The organism is Caldovatus sediminis (assembly GCF_014644455.1).
Taxonomy (GTDB): Bacteria; Pseudomonadota; Alphaproteobacteria; order Acetobacterales; family Acetobacteraceae; genus Caldovatus; species Caldovatus sediminis.
This window is the reverse complement of record NZ_BMKS01000001.1, coordinates 261567-279581: the sequence shown is the minus strand read 5'-3', so window position 1 is coordinate 279581 and position 18015 is coordinate 261567. Positions and strand designations below refer to the sequence as shown.

The window sequence follows — 18015 nt, the reverse complement described above, 5'->3', positions numbered from 1 at the left end:
CGGACTCGACCAACTCGACCGAGGAGGAGGGCATGATGGATCGGAACCCTGCGGCCGGGATCGGAGCCGCCGCGTCCGTTGCGGCCGTCGCCGGCGCGGCCGCCATGCGGGTCGGGCCGGCCGCGCGCCGCCGCGCGGTCCTGGCCGCGGGCGTGCTGTGCGGTGCTTGGCCGGCGGCGGCGCAGCAGGCGGGAGGCGCGTTCCCGTCGCGGCCGCTGCGCATCATCGTGCCCTTCTCCGCCGGCGGCAGCACCGACATCCTCGGCCGGATCTGCGCCCAGATCCTGACCGAGCGGCTAGGCCAGCCGGTGGTGGTGGAGAACATCACGGGCGCCGGCGGCACCATCGGGGCGAGCCGCGTGGTCGAGGCCGCGCCGGACGGCTACACCCTGCTCGCCGGCACGCCGGGATCGATCGCGATCAATCCGCAGCTCCAGCCGCGCATCCCCTACCAGCCGCTGCGCGACCTGGAGCCCGTGGTGTTCGTCGGCGACAGCCCCGCGGTCGTGGTGGTGCGGCGCGATTCGCCGCTGCGCGGCCTGCGCGACCTCGTGGCGCGCGCGAGGGCGGAGCCGGGCAGGCTGACCTTCGCCTCGGCCGGCATCGGGTCCTTCGCGCATCTCAGCGCGGAGCTGTTCAAGTGGCGTGCCGGCGTGGACCTGGTCCACGTGCCCTATCGCGGCACCGCGCCTGCCGCGACGGATCTGATCGCCGGCCGCGTGGACACGATGTTCGAGAACTACCCGTCGGTGCAGGCCTACCTCGCCGCGGGCGAGATGCGCGCGCTGGCGATCGCCGCGCGCCGCCGCTCCGCCCTGCTGCCGGAGGTGCCGACGGCGGCGGAGGAGGGGGTGCCGGACTACGAGTCCTCCTCCTGGTTCGGCCTGTTCGCGCCCGCGCGCACGCCGCGCGCGGCGATCGAGGCGGTGAACGGCGCGATCGCCGCGGCGATCCGCGAGCCGGCGCTGGCGCAGCGCCTCGCCGGACTCGGCGTCGAGCCGGTGGGCGGCACGCCGGAGGCATTCCGCGAATACGTCGCGCGGCGGATCGAGGAGACCGGCGCGATCATCCGCACCGCGGGCATCACGGCGCAGTAGCGCGGCGGCGCCGGCCGGGGCGCTGCCAGGACGGCCGCCGGTCCAGCCCGCGCGGGCGTGCGCGCGCTGCGGCGCGGCCCGCGGGGGACCGGCCGGCGGGTGCGGCGGGGCGGCCACCCCGCCCGCGATCCGATGCGTCAGCCGAACACGAGGTCCGCCGGCTCGCGGCAAACGAAGGCCGTGTTCGGGCCGTCCGGCCCCGCCTCGCCGGCATAGAACGCCGACACCACCTCCTCGACTGGGCGCGGGCCCGGCGCCGCGGCCCGGTCCGCCCCGCCCGCGGCCACGCGAGGTCGGGCGCCGCCGGCGCCGCCGCGGCGGTCGCGTTCGCGTCCAGGTCCGCCTTCACGTTGCGCACGCCGATCGTCGCCGTCCTGGTGACCGCCGCGGGCAGCCCGCCACCGGAGAAGGTGACGCTGCAGGTGCCTGCGGCGAGCGCCAGGTTGTGGCCGCCCGCCGGCAGGGTCATCGTCTACGCGGTCAGCGTCCCGCCCGCGATCCCGATCTCCTCGAATGCGCCCCGCAGCACATTGGCGCGAAGGCCGCTGCTCTCCACGAACTGCCGGCGCGCATCGCCACGTCCTTGCCATAGGCATAGCTGCCGCTGAAGCCGTAGCCGGCGTCGGACAGGCAGGCTTAGACGGGGCTGCCGCCCTCGCCGGTGCGCGACAGCGCGCGGTTGGCGTACATCCAGCCCGTGAGGGCCTGCGCCGCCTCTGACAGGTCGTCGTTCCAGGCCAGCGGCTGGCGGGCACAGCGTAGTTGCCTAGCGTGAAGCCGTGCTTCGCCGCCGCTCCTGCCGGATCGAGCTGCCCCGGGGTTCGCCAGATCGAGGACCAGATCGAGGAAATGCTGCTCCAGGGCGGTCGGCTCCGTCGCGGACGCTGGCGGGGACGGTGGCGCCGCGTCGTCGTTGCGGATCACGCCCGGCGCGCTCGCCGTCCCGATGACGGCGCCGGTCGTCCTCCGCGGCATGGCCGCCGCAGGCGCCGATCCCCGCGAGCCAGCGCGGCGAAAGTAGGACTCGCGGAACCGGGCGGAGCGGGAACGGCGCGCCCGCGCGCCGCATCGGCACGCGGCACGCCTGGTCCGCTCGCGTCTACTCCGGCGCCCGCACGGCGGGGAAGACGGGCCCGTAGTAGCGGCGCAGTTCCTCGATCTGCTCCGGCGGCGGCTGGGCGTAGGCGCCGCGGCGGCTGGTGAAGCGCCCGCCCATCAGGCGGTTGAGCTTCACCGCCGCCTCGCCCGCCTTGAGCAGCGCGATCGCCCCGTTCAGCACCGGCGCGCCGCGGCCCGCCTCGACGATCCCGGCCTCCGCGATCAGCACCATCGCGACCCCGACCGCCGGAATCACCACCTCCGCGCCCCTGGCGACGCAGGCGGCGGCGGCGGACTGGAACTCGCCGAGGATGCGCTCGCGCACCGCGCCCTCCGAGAAGGCGGCGTCGAGGTCCACCAGGCGCTCGACCCGCATCCGCTCGACCGCCGCGACGCGCGCGGAAAGCCCGTAGGCCGCGACGTTCTCCATCACCCGCCCGTAGTGCTTGTCGTTGGAGACGACCAGCCCGATCGAGGCGCCCATCTGGCAGGCGGTGAGCAGCGCCGTCTCGCACAGGCCGAGCACCGGCACGCGCGCCATCTCGCGCGCCGCGCGCAGGCCGGGATCGGCGATGTTGCCGAGGAGGATGGCGTCGAAGCCGGAGGCGTCGGCCCGCGCGACGTTCTCCAGCACCTCGATCGTCTCGATGAACTCCAGCGAGCGGTACTGGTCGCCGATGCCGCCGCGCCGGGTGATGCCGTGCACCTCGAACTCCGTGCCGGGATCGGCGGCGGCGGCGAGCATGCGGCGCAGCGCGGCGCTGTAGGCGGGCCAGGCGTCGGCGCGGGTCAGCGACTGGTACCAGAGGCGCATGGGCGGGGTCGCGCTCCTACGGGGTCGGCGCCGCCGCACCGGCGCGCGGCGGCAGGTGGAAGCCGTCCCGGTCGGGCATGTTGGCCCAGGCCCGGAAGGACGGCGAGGGGTGCACCCGGTCGCTGCGCATCACCCCGAGCCAGACCTCGCAGGCCTCGAGGAAGCGGTTCACGCCGGCGGGCCACATGGCGAGGCTCATCGCCTCGGCCATCTTCGGCTCGGCGACGCCGCGCGCATAGGCGGCCTCGATCTCGACGGCGAGGCCCCAGCGCTCGGCGCGCGCGGCGTGCACGCCGATCACCGCCGGCCGCGCCCGGCCCGTCACTGCCGGCAAGCAGCCGCTCCGTGCCGGCGAGGTGGGCGCGCGCCGCGGCGACCCCGGGGAAGTGGCCCTGCCGGTGGCGGCCGAGCAAGGCGAAGCTTCGCGCCCCGGCCGCCAATGCGGCGAGCCGGAACGCGACCTCCGCCTGCGCTCCGTTCCGCCGGTCTCGCGGAAGAGCCGCACGTGATGCGTGCCGACATGCCCCTCGCAGCCGATCAGGATGGCGAGCCAGACGAACTCCTTCTCGAACGGCGAGAGGTGGCGCGGCCCGAGCGTCAGCGCGCGGTACATCGCGGCGTAGGCGTCCTGCAGCTCCGGCAGCGCCGCGGCCATCGCGCCCTGGTGCGGCAGCGGGTATCCGCGGCGGGCACGCGTTTCCTCGAGCCGGGCGCGGACGTCCTCCGGCGTCGTCATGGCGCCGCTCCGCACGGAGGCTCGCTGCGCGGGGCGTCCGGCCGTGGCGGCGGCGCGCTCCGATCGCGCCGCCGGGGAGAGCGAAGGGAAGGGGGGCGTCGGCAAGGTCGCATCCCTCCGGTCGCGCCGCACCCCGGCGCCGGGACGCGAATGTTCCGGCCGGCCGGGAACCGCGTCAACCGCGGGCGGCGCGGACAAGCGCCGATGCGCCGTCGGTGCCCGGAGACGAGGTGCGCGAGGCCGGGCCCTTCGGTGCGCGCGCGAAGCGGTGCCCGATCACCGCGCCGGGGCGCCTTTCTCGTCGCGTCGGGCTCGACGCCGCGCGGCTCCCTGTGCGCTTCGGCGGTGCGTCCCCTGCGCGCCGGCCGTGCGACGCGCGGCTCCGGCCCTTCCCGGCCGGCCCGGCGTCGCCGCCGCTACCGCAGCAGGTCGCGCGCGATCAGCATGCGCTGGACCTCGGAGGCTCCCTCGCCGACGCGGTAGTGGCGGATGTCGCGGTAGAAGCGCTCTACCGGGAAGCCGCGCACCAGGCCCATGCCGCCATGGATCTGCACCGCGCGGTCGGCGACGCGGCCGACCATCTCGGAACAGGCGAGCTTGCAGATGCTCGCGGCGCTGCCGACCTCCTCGCCGGCCGTGACGCGGCGGAGCGTCTCGTAGGCGAAGGCGCGGGCGGTCTGCAGCTCCGTCTCGGAATCGGCGAGCATCCACTGGATCGCCTGGCGCTCCGCCAGCGGCTTGCCGAAGGTGACGCGCCGCTTCGCGTGGGCGACCGACATCTCGAGCAGCCGGTCCGCCGCGCCGAGGCAGGCGTGCGCGACGCCGAGCCGGCCGTTGAGCAGCGAGCCCATGGCGATGGCGAAGCCCGCGCCCTCCGCGCCGAGCAGCGCCTCCTCCGGCACCACGCAGTCGGTGAAGGTCAGCTCGCCGAGCTCGATCGCGGCGGAGCCGATGGTGGTGTCCACGCGCGTCACCTCGAAGCCGGGGGTGCCGCGCTCGACGAGGAAGGCGGAGATGCCGCCGCGCGCCCGCTTCGCCGGGTCGGTGACGGCCATCACCATCACCACGTCCGCCGCGTGGCCGCCGCTGATCCAGTGCTTGCGGCCGTTGATGCGCCAGCCACCGCCCGGGACGCGCTCCGCCCGGGTGCGGATCGCGGCGGAGTCGGAGCCGGCCTCCGGCTCGGTCAGGCCGAAGGCCGCGCGCAGCGTGCCGTCGGCGAGGCCGCGCAGCCAGCGGCGCTTCTGCGCCTCGGTGCCGTGGCGATGGATGGCGACCGGCGTCAGGCCGCTGGTGTAGTCCATCAGCAGGGTGAAGACGCGGTGCGAGCGCGCGACCTCCTCCATCACCAGGCAGTAGGTGGCGAGGTCCGTGCCGCCGCCGCCGTATTCGGGCGGCAGCAGCATGCCGAGCCAGCCCTGCCCGCGCATCAGGCGCCAGGCCTCCTCGGGGATGCGGCCGGTGCGGTCGATCTCCTCCGCGAGCGGCTCGAGCCGCTCGGTCACGAAGCGCCGCACGGAGGGGCGCAGCTCGGCGAGTTCGGGGGTGATCTCAAGGCGCATCGGGGGTGCTCCGAAGGATCAGCGCGTCCAGCATGCGCGCGCCGCGGCCCTCGGGGAGGACGACGAGCGGGTTGATGTCCACCTCGGCGACATGCGGGCCGAGGTCGTGCGCGAGCCAGGAGAAGCGCGCGATCGCGTCGCACAGCGCCGGCAGGTCGGCGCGCGGGCGGCCGCGCGGGCCGAGGAGGAGGGGGAAGAGGCGCAGTTCCTCGAGCATCCCGCGCGCCTCCTCCGCCGTGATCGGCGGCAGGCGGAAGGCGACGTCGCGCAGGATCTCGACATGGACGCCGCCGAAGCCGACGGTCAGCACCGGGCCGAAATGCGCGTCGCGCGTGGCGCCGAGCAGCATCTCGACGCCGCCGGCGACCATCTCCTGCACCAGCACGCCCTCGATGCGCGCGGACGGGGCGTGGGCGCGGGCGGCGGCGAGCACGGCGGCGTGGCCCTCGCGCACCGCCGCCTCGCCGGACACGCCGAGGCGCACGGCGCCGGCCTCGGTCTTGTGCGGGATGTCGGGCGACTGGACCTTCAGCGCCACCGGACCGCCCAGGGAGGCGGCGGCGGCGACGGCCTCCTCCGCGGTCGCGGCCAGCGCCTCGCGCGGCGGCGCGAGGCCGTAGCACGCGGCCACCGCCTTGGACGCCGCCTCCGAGAGCGTCGCCCCGCCCGCCCCGCGCAGCAGCCGCAGCGCGGCGTCGCGATCCGCGCCCTCCGGCCGTCGCGGCGCCTCGGCGCCCGCGCGGCGCGCCAGGAACTCGCCGTACTGCATCGCGCGGCGCAGCGCCGCCACGCAGGGCAGGGCATCGCGGTAGACGGCGTGGCCCTCGGCGATCAGCGCCGCCGGGGTCAGCGCCGGATCGTCGCTGCACCTGCCGGTCCAGAGGATCGGCATCGGCTTCGGCGAGGCCGCGGCCAGCGCCGCGATCGGGCGGATGTCGGCGGCGGGGGCGAAGGTGATCACCGGGATCAGCGCGTCCACCGCCGGGTCCTCGGCGATGGCGCGCGCGGCGGCGGCGAAGATGTCCTTCTGGCCGATCGCGCCGGCGCTCATGTCGGTCGGGTTGCGCACGCCGACGAAGCCGGGAACGAGGCGCCGCAGCGCCGCGCGCGTCTCCTCCGCGTAGTCCGGGAACTCGATGCCCCGGGCGGCGCCGAGATCGGCGAGCAGCACCAGGTTGCCGCCGGAGATGGACAGCGCCGCCGCCCGCCGCCCTGCGGGCCGCCTGCCCTGGCGCAGCAGCATGGCGGTCTCGTACAGCTCGTGCGCGTCCTCCACGCGCAGGATGCCGAGCTGGCGCAGCGCCGCGTCGAACACCGCGTCCGCCCCGGTCACCGCGCCGGTGTGGGAGGCGGCGGCGCTCCGCCCGGCCTCGGTGCGGCCGACCTTCACCATCACGATCGGCTTGCCGAGCGCCGCCGCGCGCGCCGCCACCGCGCGCAGCCGCGTCCCGTCCGGCGCGCGCTCGGCGATGGCGAGGACGACGCGGGTGTGCGGGTCCTCGACCAGGAACGCCATGTAGTCGCACATGTCGAGGTCGGCGTCGTTGCCGGAGCTGACCTGGCGGCTGATGCCGAGGCCGAGCTCCTGCGCGCGCCACATGACGTTCACCTGGCCCGCGCCGCCGCTCTGGCTGACCACGCCGATGTCGCCCGCGGGGCGGCGCGGCCCGGCGACGGTCGCGGTCGAGGTCATCGCGAAGCCGGCGATGTAGTCCACCAGCCCGTTGCAATTGGGGCCCATGAACCGCACGCCGGCGGCGCGCGCCGCCGCCGCCAGCTCGGCCTGCAGCGCCGCCGCGGCCGGCGCGCCGGTCTCCGCGAAGCCGGCGGAGAAGACGGTGGCGAAGGGCACGCCGAGCCGGCCGCACTCCGCGATCGCCGCGGCGCAGCGCGCGGCGGGCAGCACGATGCCGACATGGTCCGGCACGGCCGGCAGCGCGGCGAGGGAGGGGAAGCAGGGCCGGCCGAACACCGTCCCGCGGTTGGGATTGACCGGGAAGACCTCGCCGGCGAAGCCGAAATCGAGCATCTGGCGCAGGCAGCGCCCGCCGAATTTCGACAGGTCCTCGGTCGCGCCCACCAGCGCGACGCGCCGGGGGGCGAAGAAGCGCCGGAGGTCGGCGAAGCTCGGCGTGCTCACCACCGCATGATCCGGAGGCGCGTCGGCCCGGTCAAGGCGGCGTCGCGCGCCGCCTCGACACCCCCGGCGCCGCGCCGCGCCGCGCCGCCGCCGGTCAGGCGGTCTTGCCGCCGTAGCTCTTCGCCATCCCCTCCGCCGGCTCCGCCTGCGGGCCGTAGGGCATGATCGGGTAGCGCAGCCCCGCCTTGGACAGCCCGTGCAGGCCGGTGACGGCGCGCGCGAGGTCCTCCGGCGGGCAGGCCATCAGCATCTCGTCGTCGGCCACGCCGCCGTAGCGCCGCTCCGCGTAGCACGGGATGGAGAGCGAGACGCAGCGGTCGCGCAGCGCGCGGCCCCAGGAATCGGCGCAGGCGCTCTCGCCGGTGACGGAGAAGTCGTAGCGCCGGTAGGTGCGCCACTGCAGTCCGTTGATGAACAGGATCATCTGCGCCGGGTTGCCGTAGAACAGGCAGATGTCCGGCGGATCGAGCCGCGCGCTGCGCAGCGGCGAGACGACGAGGCCCGCGTAGCGCCCGCCCGGCACGCGCGGCATCTGCGCCTGGTGTGCCGCCGCGGCCTCGCGGTTCTCGAACCACACCCCCTCCATCTTGCGGCCCGACAGGTAGAGCTCCGAGGGCCCGCCGAGGCCGATCACGCCGCTGCAGTTCGAGAGCTCCGGCACGTTCTCGGCGGTGATGCCGAGGGTGAACCCGGCGATGCGCGACTGCGTGACAAGCTGGCAGGTGGAGAAGGTCTTCCCCTTCGGCGGCCTGCGCAGCCCCGGGACCCTCGCCATCGCCTCGAGGTCCTCGAACAGCTTCATGCCGATCGGCAGGGTGCGCAGCCGGAGCAGCGCCGCGAGCTGCTCGGCGAGCTCGGCGATGGCCTTCGCGTCGAGCGGCCTGGCCGTGGCGTCGGTCGGGGCATCGGGCATGGCGTGTGCATCTCCGGATTGACCGCCCCGGGCGGGGGCCTAGCATCGGTGCCGCGCGCCCCGGGAGGATGCGATCGTGGCCTTCGATCTCCTGATCCGCAATGCCCGCCTGCCGGAGGCGGCGCCCGCCGAGCCCCCGGTCGAGATCGGCGTGAAGGACGGCCGCTTCGCCGCGATCGGCCGCGACCTCGGCGCCGCCGGGGCGGGCGAGGTGCTGGACGCCGGCGGGCGCCTGGTCTCGCCGGGCTTCGTCGAGACCCACATCCACCTCGACAAGAGCTGCACCATAGACCGCTGCGCGCACGAGACCGCGCGCTTCCCGCACCGCGCGATGGAGCGCGTCAGCGCGATCAAGCACAGCTTCACGGTGGAGGACGTGAACGCCCGCGCCCGCCGCACGCTGGAGAAGTGCATCCTGCACGGCTGCACCCTGATGCGCACCCACGCGGAGGTGGACCCGAAGGTCGGGCTGCGCGGCTTCGAGGGCGTCAAGGCGCTGGTCGAGGCCTACGCCTGGGCCATCGACATCGAGACCTGCGTCATGCCGCAGGAGGGCCTGCTGAACAACCCCGGCACCGAGGCGCTGATGATCGAGGCGCTGCGGAACGGCGCCCGCGTCGTCGGCGCCGCGCCGAACTACGACAGCGACCGCGCCGGGCAGATCCGCCGCGTCTTCGAGATCGCGCGCGAATTCGACCTCGACATCGACATGCACCTCGACAGCGGCTCCAGCGCGGCGGAGCTCGACACGCTGCTGGTCTGCGAGCTGACGGAGAAGCACGGCTGGGGCGGGCGCGTGGCGATCGGCCACGTCACCAAGATCTCCACCATGCCGCCGGCCGAGTTCGACAGGATCGCGAGGCGCCTCGCCGACGCGGGCGTGGCGCTGACCGTGCTGCCCGCGACCGACCTCTACCTGATGCACCGCGACGCCGACCACGCCATCCCGCGCGGCGTGGTGGACGCGGTGCGCCTCGTCCGCCAGGGGGTGACCTGCTCGGTCGCGTCGAACAACATCCTCAACGCCTTCACGCCCTTCGGCGACGGCCAGCTCATCCGCCAGGCCAACCTGTTCGCCAACACGGTGCAGCGCGGCATGCCGGACGACCTGCGCGCCGTCTGGGGCATGTTCACCACCGGCGCGGCGAAGCTCATGCGCCGCGCCGAGTACGGCATCGCCCCCGGCAGGCCGGCGGATTTCGTGGTGGTGGACGCGCCCTCGACCGTGGACGCGCTGCGCGAGATCGCGCCCGTGCTGCACGCCTTCAAGCGCGGGCGGCGCACCGTCACCCGGCTGCCGCCGACCCTGCACCGGCCCGCCTGACCGGCGCGCGCGGCCGGGCCGGGCCGAGGTTGCGGGCGGCCGTCACGCGCAACCCGGGAAACACGATTCCCGTCGCCGCGTCGTCATCGTGAAACCCTCCTCGCCCGGATACTGCGCCACCGGCGCCGCCGCCCGCGGTGCCCCGCGCGATCGAGGACGAGGACCATGACGATGCTGCACGCTGCGGCCTTCCCGGCCGTGCCGGCCGCGCGCCTGCGCAGGCGCCTGGGCGGCTGGACCACCGCCGGCTCCCTGCGCGAGCTGGACGATCGTCTCCGCCGCGACGTCGGCCTGCCGCGTGTCGCACCGGCGGCGCCGATCCGCCCGGACCGGCGCTGACGCCGCCGCGGCGCTCGCCGGTGACGGGGCGGCGGCGCAGGGCCGCCGCGCACCCGCCGCCGGCCGGGCGCCGCGGACGCCCCCGGTCCCACGCGCGCCACGGAGGTCTCCCATGCCGCTCGCCGACGCCAACGGCCTTGCCGTCTCCACCGGCTCCCGCGCCGCGGTCGGGCATCTCGACCGGGCCGGCGCGCTGTTCGCGCGCTTCCGCGCCGACCCGATGGCCGAGCTCGACGCCGCCCTCGCCGAGGCGCCCGACTGCGCCATGGCGCAGCTGATGCGCGCGGGCCTGCTGCTCTGCGCCACCGAGGAGGGGCTGGAGGCGGAGGCGGCGGGGAGCGTCGCCGCCGCGCGCGAGGCCCGCACCAACGAGCGCGAGCGCGCCCACATCGTCGCGGCCTCCGCCTGGCTCGGGCGCGACTTCGACCGCGCCCGGGAGGGCTACGGCGCGATCGTCGCCGCCTGGCCGCGCGACCTTTTCGCGCTGCAGGTCGCGCACCAGCTCGACTTCTTCCTCGGCCGGCGCGAGACCTTGCGCGACCGCCCCGCCGCCGCGCTCGCCGCCTGGCGCGAGGGCGAGCCGGGCTTCGGCCACATCCCCGTCATGCAGGCCTTCGGCCTCGAGGAGTGCGGGGGCAACGCGGCGGCCGAGGAGGCGGGCCGCCGCGCCGTGTCGCTCGACCCGCGCGACGCCTGGGCGATCCACGCCGTGGCGCACGTGATGGAGATGCAGGGCCGCGCGGAGGAGGGCGTGCGCTGGCTCGCCGCGCGCGAGGCGGACTGGGCGCCGGGGAACCTGCTCGCCTGCCACAACTGGTGGCATCGGGCGCTGTTCCACCTCGACCGCGGCGAGGTTGCCGAGGCCCTGGCGCTCTACGACCGCGGCGTGCGGCCGGGCCGCGCCGGCGGGCCGCAGCCCCCGCCGGCGCTGGAGCTGGTGGACGCCAGCGCCATGCTGTGGCGGCTGCGCCTGATCGGCGTGGACGCCGGCGCGGCGCGCTGGGCGGAGGTCTCGGACGCCTGGGCGGCGACGCTCGCCGGGCCGCAGAGCTGCTACGCCTTCAACGACGTGCACGGGATCATGGCGCATCTCGGCGCCGGGCGGCGGGAGGCGGCGACGCGGTCGCTGGCCGCGCTGGAGCGTGCGGCCTCCGCGCCGGCGAGCGCCGGCGGCAACGCGGCGCTCGCGCGCGACATCGGCCTGCCGCTCGGCCGCGCGCTGGTCGCCTTCGACCGCGGCGCCCAGGGGGAGGCGGCGGCGCTGCTCGCGCCGCTGCCGCCGATCGCGCACCGCTTCGGCGGCTCGCACGCGCAGCGGGACGTGATCGCGCTGACCCTGGCGGAATCGCTGCTGCGCGCCGGGGAGGTGGGCGCCGCGCGGGCGATGGCCGAGGCGCGGCGCGCGGCGAAGCCGGACAGCCTGTTCGCGCGGCGTCTCGCCGCGGACACCGCCACGGCGGCCGGGGTCACGGACTGATCGCGTGGGCAGAGCGGCGGCACCTGCCTTGCGTGCTGCCCCGCGGCGCGCAAGGAGCGGTCACCGCCGACGGGAGCAGCGCCGGCCTTCCCTTGGCGCGCGCGGTGGAGCCGCATGTATGGCGCTGCCGCGGCGCACGGGTGCCGTGGCCATGCCGCGCCGCGGAGCGGATCGGCCGGAATCCGCGGCGTGCGCTCGCGCTCGCCGTGCGACGGGGCGGGATCGGGGACATGCCATGGCGCCGGCCGGGCGTCTGAGGGCCTTGTCGTTGAATTAACCCAAAATTAACGTCTGCCGGGCGCTTCTGACGCGCCTCGCGGCCCGCGGCGCGGCATTGTGGATGTGAAATCACGGAATCGCGAGCGACGGTGACGGATGACCGCAATCGTCAGGCGGGACGCCCCGGCTCCGGGTTCCCAGCCCGAACCGGGAGCGGCGTTCCTCGAGGTGATCGAGACCGCGCGCCGCTTCGTCGCCGCTCACGATGAGGCCGCAGCCTCATCGGCCGCAGCGGCGCCATCGCCCCTCACCTTCGCCGAGGGCGTCGAACGCGATGCGCTCGCCTTCCGGCTCGAACGCGCCGCGCGCGAACTGCGCAGGGCGGTGCGCGCGATGGACGCCGCACCTTCGCGAACGGCGCCCGCGCCAGCCGGACAGGCCATGCGCTCCGTGCGCGAACGCGATGCGCGCGGTCACGACGAGTCGGCGTAGCGGCGCCATGCCCCCCGGCCGGACGCGACGGATGCGGGTCGGCCTGCGCGGTGCGCCTGTCCTCCTCTCGCGCTGCCCGCCGGCCGCAGCGCCACGGGCAGGGCGGCGCCGCGTCCCGCGATCCCCGGTGCGGGCCAAGGGGGCAGACCGCCCCTCGACCGCACCTATCCGATGCAATGGCGCGGCCTTATCAACCGTTAGGTGACATAACCAATGCGGTTGATTAAACTGTGAGCATGGATGGTGTCGCGGCGCCAAGCGGCGAGGGCCATGCGTCCGCGCAGCGTGTGCCGGCCCCGGCCGCTGCCGGAAGTACAACCCCCACCCCCGTTTCCTCGGGGCTGCTGCTGCGCGGTGGCAGTTCGCCCGCCGCCCGCAATGGCACAGCCGGGCAGGGTCCGGCAATGACCGCGGCCGCAGGCTGGCTCCGCGCCATGCCGGAGGGCGAGGCGCGCCCGGGCACGGCGGTCGCGCCGGTCCCTGTGGATGGCCGCCCCGCGCCGTCCTCGGCCGGGGACCGCCCGCGCCCCGAGATCCGGCTGCGGCTGACGCTGCTCGGCCGCGTGGACGCCTGGAGCCTGACGAGCCAACGCGTGCTGCCGCGCACCCGCAAGGCGCGCGCGCTCCTGGCCATCCTAGCCCTCTCGGGGCCGCAGCCGGTCGCCCGGTCGCGGCTCGCCCACCTGCTCTGGTCGCGCCGCGGCAACGAGCAGGCGCGCGGCTCGCTGCGCCAGGCGTTGCACGAGCTGCACGAATCGCTCCGCCCCGTCGGGCTCCCGGTGATCGTCGCCAGCCGGACCACCGTCGCGATGGACCTCGCCGCCGTCTGGACCGACGCCCGGGAAGTCCTGCGCGCCACGCCCGAGCAACCGGAGCCGCTCGACCTGCTCGGGGCGGGCGAGCTGCTCGCCGATCTCGACGGCCTCGACGACGCCTTCGACCAGTGGCTTGCCGAGCAGCGGCGCCGCCTGCGCGACGCCGCCCTCCTGGTCGCCACCGCGCGGCTCGCGGCCGCCCTCGACCCGGAGGCGAGCGTCGCCGCGGCACGGCGCGTGCTCTCGATCGACGCGGCCCAGGAGGGCGCCTGGCGGGCCCTGATCCGCGCCGAGGCGGCGCGCGGCGACCGTGCGGCCGCGCTCGCCGCCTATGCCGATTGTCGCCAGATCCTGGCGACCCGCTTCCAGGCCCGCCCGTCGGCCGAGACGGAGGCGCTCGCCCAGGCGTTGCGGGAGGACGCCGGCGTCGCGCAGGTCGCCCCGAGCGCGCCGCCGCCGGCCGGCGCCGCCGCGCCGACGGCCCGCGGCGCGCCGCCCGCGGCGCTGCGCGGCGCGCGCCTCGGCGTGCTGCCGCTGCGCGTGCTCGGCGGCACGGAGGAAGCCGAGTCGGAGGCCCTCTCGATCGGCCTCGCCGAGGAGATCACCGCGGCCCTGGCCCGCTTCCGCTGGCTGTTCCTGACCGACAGCGCCTCCCTCGCCGCCGCCGCCGCGCGCAGCGGCGGGCCGCGCGAGGCGCAGGCGGCGGCCCGCGCCCTCGGCCTCGACCTGCTGCTGACCGGCACGCTCCAGCGTGCCGGGCGGCGCATCCGGATCGGCCTCACCCTGCTCGACCTGCGCCCGCCCGAGGGGGTGGCCTGGACCCAGCGGTTCGACCGCGAGGCCGACGACCTCCTCGCGCTGCAGGACGAGATCGCGGCCCAGGTGGTGGCGCGGATCGATCCCGAGATCCTGCTGATCGAGGCCGGCCGGGTCGCCGCCGGGCGCCCGCCGGTGAACGTCCCCGCCTACAACCTGGTGCTGCGCGCCATCCCGGCCCTGCACCGGCTCGACCGCAGCGCCTTCATGGCCGCCGGGGAGTGGCTCGCGCGCGCCACCTCGCTCGATCCCGACTACGCCGCGGCCCATGCCTGGCTCGCCTACTGGCACCTCCTGCTCATCGGCCAGGGCTGGGCGCGCGACGGCGAGGAGGTGCTCGCCCGCACCGAGCGCCTCGCGGTCCGGGCCGTCGCGCTCGATCCTCAGGACGCGCAGGCGCTGACGATCTGCGGCCATGTCCGCGCCTTCCTGCACCAGCGGCCGGAGGACGCGCTGGCGCTGCACGAGCGCGCGCTGGGGCTCAACCCCAACCTCGCCATGGCCTGGGCCTTCTCCGCCATGGCGCACAGCTACGCCGGCGACCATGCCGAGGCGCTGGCCCGGATGGACCGCTACCGGCAGCTCGCGCCCTTCCACCCCTTCTCGTTCTATTACGACGGGGCGCGCGTCATCCCCCTGCTCTTCACGCGTCGCCACGCCGAGGCGGCCGAGCACGGCCGGCAGGCGATCGAGCTGCAGCCGAACTTCAGCGCCAACTACAAGTGCACCCTCGCCGCGCTCGGCCATCTCGGCCGGCGCGAGGCGGCGGCGGCGCTGCGCGCGCGCCTGCTCGCGATCGAGCCGGACTTCACCGTGGCGAAGGCCCTGCGCCGCGCGCCGGTGCGCCGCCCCGAGGACCGTGCGCACTACGCGGAGGGGCTGCGGCTGGCGGGCGTGCGGGAGGGATGACGGCGCGGCCGCGGCCCGGCCGCCCTCACGCCCCGCCCTCGCCGGACGCCAGCGCAACGAGGCTTTCCCGGTCGGTCAGCTCGACCGCGGACTGCCCGTGCAGCCGGATCAGGCCGCGCTTGCGGAAGGCGGAGAAGGTGCGGCTCACCGTCTCCAGCGTCAGGCCGAGGAACTCGCCGATGTCGGCGCGCGTCGCGTGCAGCCGGAACACCGGCCCCGTATGGCCGCGCCGCTCCTGCGCCTCGGCGAGCGAGATCAGGAACGCCGCGCACCGCTCCTCGGCGGTGAAGCGGCCGAGGGCGAGCACGTGGTCCTGGGTCGCGGCCAGCTCGCGCGCGCAGAGCTCGAGAAAGCGCCGCTCCAGCACCGGGTGGCGCCGGAACAGCGCGTCGAGGCGCTTGCGCTCGAGCCGGCAGACCGTCGCCTCGGTCAGCGTCTCGGCGCCGAAGGCGTGTTCGGCGCCGGGGGTGAAGCCGAGGATGTCGCCGGGGAAGCGGAAGCCGATCGCCGCCTGGCGCCCGTCCGCCAGCACGCGCGTCAGCCGCGCGGTGCCGTCGGTCAGGGTGTAGACGTGGGTCGCCGGCTCGCCCTGGCGGAACAGCGGCTCGCGCGGGGCGAGATGGATCCGCTCGGTCGCCCGCGCCATGTCGCCGAGCGCCGTCGCGTCGAGCGGGGCGCAGAGCCCGACCGAGCGCGAGCCGCAGGCCATGCAGATCCCGGCCTCGCTGCCGAGCCCGTCCATGCGCGAGCGGGTGTCGTCGAGTGGGGTCATGGGTGTCCTGCGGCGTAGTCTCCCGGCGGGCGCGCCGCAACCGGCGCGCCGTCACGCGGCGGCCGCGGCGCGTGCCGGCGAGCGGTCGCCCCGGCGTCCTGCCGGCGCCTATCTGGGGCGCTTCCTCGGCAAATCGAGCCCGCGCGGCGCAATTCCGGCCCCCGCCCGGCGCAGCCGCCGCCCCGCCCGGAGGCGCGCCGACGGTGTGACCTGCGACACGCGCCGGCGGCGAATGGCCCGTGCCGACGGCGCAATGAACGCGGGCCGCCCCTCGGCCCGCCTTCCGCGAGCGCGCCCCCGCGGCCGCCCGACGCCGGGGGCCGCGGGCGAGGCCTCATTCCGGCCGGATGCCGGCGGCCTCGGTGATCCGTCGGAAGGCCTCGAAATCCTCGGCGAAGAGGCGGCGGGCCTCCTCCGGCGTGCCGCCGAGCGGCCAGACCGTGGCGTCGGCGAAGCGCGCGCGCACCTGCGGCGTGGCGAGCGCCTCGTTCGCGGCGGCGTTGAGCCGCGCCACGACCGGCTGCGGCAGGCCGGCGGGGCCGATCAGCGCGAAGTGCACGGGCGGGACGCCGAAACCCTCGATCGCCTCGCCGATCGCCGGCACCTCGGGCGAGGTCGGCGCGCGCCGCGGATCGGTCACGCCGAGGATGCGCACGCGGCCCTCGCGCGCCGGCCCCTGCGCCGTGGACAGCACCCCGATCACCGCCGGGACGTGGCCGGCGATGGTGTTGGTGAGCGAGTCGGCGCCGCCGCGGAACGGCACGTGGATGAAGTTGAGCCCGGTGCGGATCCGCAGCAGCTCGACGCCGAGGTGATGGTGCGAGCCGATGCCGGAGGTGCCGATCTGCACCCCCTCCGGCCTGTCCCGCGCGTAGGCGACGAGATCGGCGACGCTCCGGATCGGCAGGGAGGCGTTCACGCTGAGCGCGTTCGCCGCGCCGGCGAGCGGGGCGATGTAGGTGAAGTCGCGCAGCGGGTCGTAGGTGACGTTGCGGCTGAACAGCGAGATCAGCCCGTGCGTCGAATTGTGCGTCACCTGCAGCGTGTAGCCGTCCGGCCGCGCCCGCGCGACGTGGGCGCTGCCGAGCACCCCGGCGGCGCCGGGGCGGCTGTCCACGACGATCGGCTGGCCGAGCGTCTCGCTCATCCGCTGGCCCACCGCGCGGGCGACGAGGTCGGTGGAGGCGCCCGGCGGCCAGGCGATGACGATGGTGATCGGCCGCGAGGGGTAGGGCGCCTCCTGCGCCGCCGCGGGCGGCACGGCGAAGGCGCAGAGCAGCAGGAGCACGGCGGTCCATCGTTCTCGCATGGTCGTTTCCTCCTCGCCGGGCGCGATCCTGGCGCGCTCGCGCGCCGGCGTCGAGCGCCGACTTGCGGGCGCGGCCTCGCGCGCTAGGCTGCCCGCCGCCGCACCGCAGGACAGGCCGCCGCGCATGAGCATCCCGGACACCCCGCACGCCTGGCGGCTGGTCTATTTCGACTTCGTCCAGCACCAGGTGTTCCTCGACGTGCTCGGCGCGCGGCCGGAGGTGGAGGTGACGAGGCTCGCCTTCGCCGGCGACGTCGCGGCCAATTTCGAGGCGCTGCGCCGCGCCCACGCCTACCAGGCGACCTCGGTGAAGGACGACCTGCCGCCCGCCTACATGGTGACCGCCGGGCTGCTCGCGCGCATGCCGAACCTGCTCGTCGTCTCCATGCACGGCGCGGGGTACGACACGGTGGACGTCGCGGCCTGCACCGAGGCCGGCGTGCTGCTGGTGAACCAGTCCGGCGGCAACGCCGAGGCGGTGGCCGAGCACGCGCTGGCGATGATGCTCGCGCTGCTCAAGCGCATCCCGGAGGGCGACGCCTGGGTGCGCGCCGGGCGGCCGCACAGGCGCGCGGAGCTGCTCGGGCGCGACCTGCTGGGCAGGACGGTCGGCATCGTCGGCCTCGGCAACATCGGCCGCCGCGTGGCGGAGCTGGCGCGCGGCCTCTTCCGCTGCCGGGTGCTGGCCTACGACCCCTACCTGGACGCCGCGACCTGCGCCGAGCGCGGGGCGGAGAAGGCGGAGTTCGCGGCGCTGCTCGCGCAGTCCGACATCGTCAGCGTCCACTGCCCGCGCACGCCGGAGACGGAGGGGATGTTCGGCGCGGCGGAGTTCGCGCGCATGAAGCGGGGCGCCGTCTTCGTCAACACCGCGCGCTTCGGCATCCACGACGAGGCGGCGCTGCACGGGGCGCTGGTCTCGCGGCACCTCGCGGGGGCGGGGCTCGACGTGTGGCGGCGCGAGCCGCCGCCCAAGGACCATCCGCTGCTGGCGCTGGACACGGTGATCGCCACGCCGCACACCGCGGGCGTCACCGAGGACTCGCGCGCCCGCGTCGCGCGGTTCGCGGCCGAGCAGCTCCTCGGCATCTTCGCCGGGGAGCGGCCGCCGCGGCTGATCAACCCCGAGGTCTGGCCGCGCTACCTCGAACGGCGCGCGGCGGTCCTCGCGAACCGGGACTGA

At 76.1% G+C, this 18015-nt stretch carries 15 protein-coding genes; 7 read left to right on the top strand and 8 right to left on the bottom strand.

Annotated features, from left to right (window positions below; genetic code table 11):
• Positions 1-104 precede the first annotated feature (104 nt).
• On the top strand, positions 105-1097 hold the full coding sequence (locus tag IEX99_RS01300; protein ID WP_188897631.1) for a Bug family tripartite tricarboxylate transporter substrate binding protein: 993 nt from the start codon (positions 105-107) through the stop codon (positions 1095-1097).
• Between the two features lie 636 nt (positions 1098-1733).
• On the opposite strand, the gene IEX99_RS01295 is transcribed toward IEX99_RS01300, so the two are convergent.
• The 6 genes from IEX99_RS01295 to IEX99_RS01270 all read right to left on the bottom strand — a co-directional run bounded on the left by IEX99_RS01295 (position 1734) and on the right by IEX99_RS01270 (position 8360).
• Positions 1734-2021, bottom strand: coding sequence for a spore germination YkwD domain-containing protein (locus tag IEX99_RS01295; protein WP_188897629.1), 288 nt, complete (start codon positions 2019-2021; stop codon positions 1734-1736).
• A gap of 175 nt (positions 2022-2196) precedes the next feature.
• Positions 2197-3009 (bottom strand): aspartate/glutamate racemase family protein, encoded by an 813-nt coding sequence (locus IEX99_RS01290; RefSeq protein WP_188897628.1) that lies wholly within the window; start codon positions 3007-3009, stop codon positions 2197-2199.
• Between the two features lie 16 nt (positions 3010-3025).
• On the bottom strand, positions 3026-3745 hold the full coding sequence (locus tag IEX99_RS01285) for a hypothetical protein (RefSeq protein ID WP_188897626.1): 720 nt from the start codon (positions 3743-3745) through the stop codon (positions 3026-3028).
• A 416-nt stretch (positions 3746-4161) separates the two neighbouring features.
• On the bottom strand, positions 4162-5307 hold the full coding sequence (locus IEX99_RS01280; protein WP_188897624.1) for an acyl-CoA dehydrogenase family protein: 1146 nt from the start codon (positions 5305-5307) through the stop codon (positions 4162-4164).
• On the bottom strand, positions 5297-7447 hold the full coding sequence (locus IEX99_RS01275) for an acetate--CoA ligase family protein (protein WP_188897622.1): 2151 nt from the start codon (positions 7445-7447) through the stop codon (positions 5297-5299). The genes IEX99_RS01280 and IEX99_RS01275 overlap by 11 nt, the downstream gene beginning before the upstream one ends.
• A gap of 94 nt (positions 7448-7541) precedes the next feature.
• A complete protein-coding gene (locus IEX99_RS01270) occupies positions 7542-8360 on the bottom strand; it encodes a DUF169 domain-containing protein (protein ID WP_188897620.1) in 819 nt (272 codons plus the stop codon).
• 76 nt (positions 8361-8436) lie between these two features.
• On the opposite strand from IEX99_RS01270, the gene IEX99_RS01265 reads away from it, so the two are divergent.
• The 5 genes from IEX99_RS01265 to IEX99_RS01245 all read left to right on the top strand — a co-directional run bounded on the left by IEX99_RS01265 (position 8437) and on the right by IEX99_RS01245 (position 14751).
• Entirely contained in the window at positions 8437-9684 is a 1248-nt protein-coding gene (locus IEX99_RS01265; protein ID WP_188897618.1) for an amidohydrolase family protein, read from the top strand.
• Between the two features lie 165 nt (positions 9685-9849).
• Complete coding sequence (locus tag IEX99_RS01260) at positions 9850-10023, top strand: hypothetical protein (RefSeq protein ID WP_188897616.1); 174 nt, start codon at positions 9850-9852, stop codon at positions 10021-10023.
• A 112-nt stretch (positions 10024-10135) separates the two neighbouring features.
• Positions 10136-11500 (top strand): tetratricopeptide repeat protein, encoded by a 1365-nt coding sequence (locus IEX99_RS01255; RefSeq protein WP_188897614.1) that lies wholly within the window; start codon positions 10136-10138, stop codon positions 11498-11500.
• Between the two features lie 375 nt (positions 11501-11875).
• Positions 11876-12211: a hypothetical protein gene (locus IEX99_RS01250; RefSeq protein WP_188897612.1), complete on the top strand. Its 336-nt coding sequence runs from the start codon at positions 11876-11878 to the stop codon at positions 12209-12211.
• 404 nt (positions 12212-12615) lie between these two features.
• Positions 12616-14751 (top strand): BTAD domain-containing putative transcriptional regulator, encoded by a 2136-nt coding sequence (locus IEX99_RS01245; RefSeq protein WP_188897610.1) that lies wholly within the window; start codon positions 12616-12618, stop codon positions 14749-14751.
• Positions 14752-14776: 25 nt separating this feature from the next.
• On the opposite strand, the gene IEX99_RS01240 is transcribed toward IEX99_RS01245, so the two are convergent.
• Both IEX99_RS01240 and IEX99_RS01235 read right to left on the bottom strand, forming a co-directional pair.
• Positions 14777-15523 carry a Crp/Fnr family transcriptional regulator gene (locus IEX99_RS01240; RefSeq protein WP_188897608.1) on the bottom strand — a complete coding sequence of 249 codons (747 nt, stop codon included), beginning with the start codon at positions 15521-15523 and terminating at the stop codon, positions 14777-14779.
• A gap of 334 nt (positions 15524-15857) precedes the next feature.
• Complete coding sequence (locus IEX99_RS01235) at positions 15858-16832, bottom strand: Bug family tripartite tricarboxylate transporter substrate binding protein (protein WP_188897606.1); 975 nt, start codon at positions 16830-16832, stop codon at positions 15858-15860.
• A gap of 124 nt (positions 16833-16956) precedes the next feature.
• Between IEX99_RS01235 and IEX99_RS01230 the strand changes: the two genes are divergently transcribed.
• Entirely contained in the window at positions 16957-18015 is a 1059-nt protein-coding gene (locus tag IEX99_RS01230) for a hydroxyacid dehydrogenase (RefSeq protein WP_188897604.1), read from the top strand.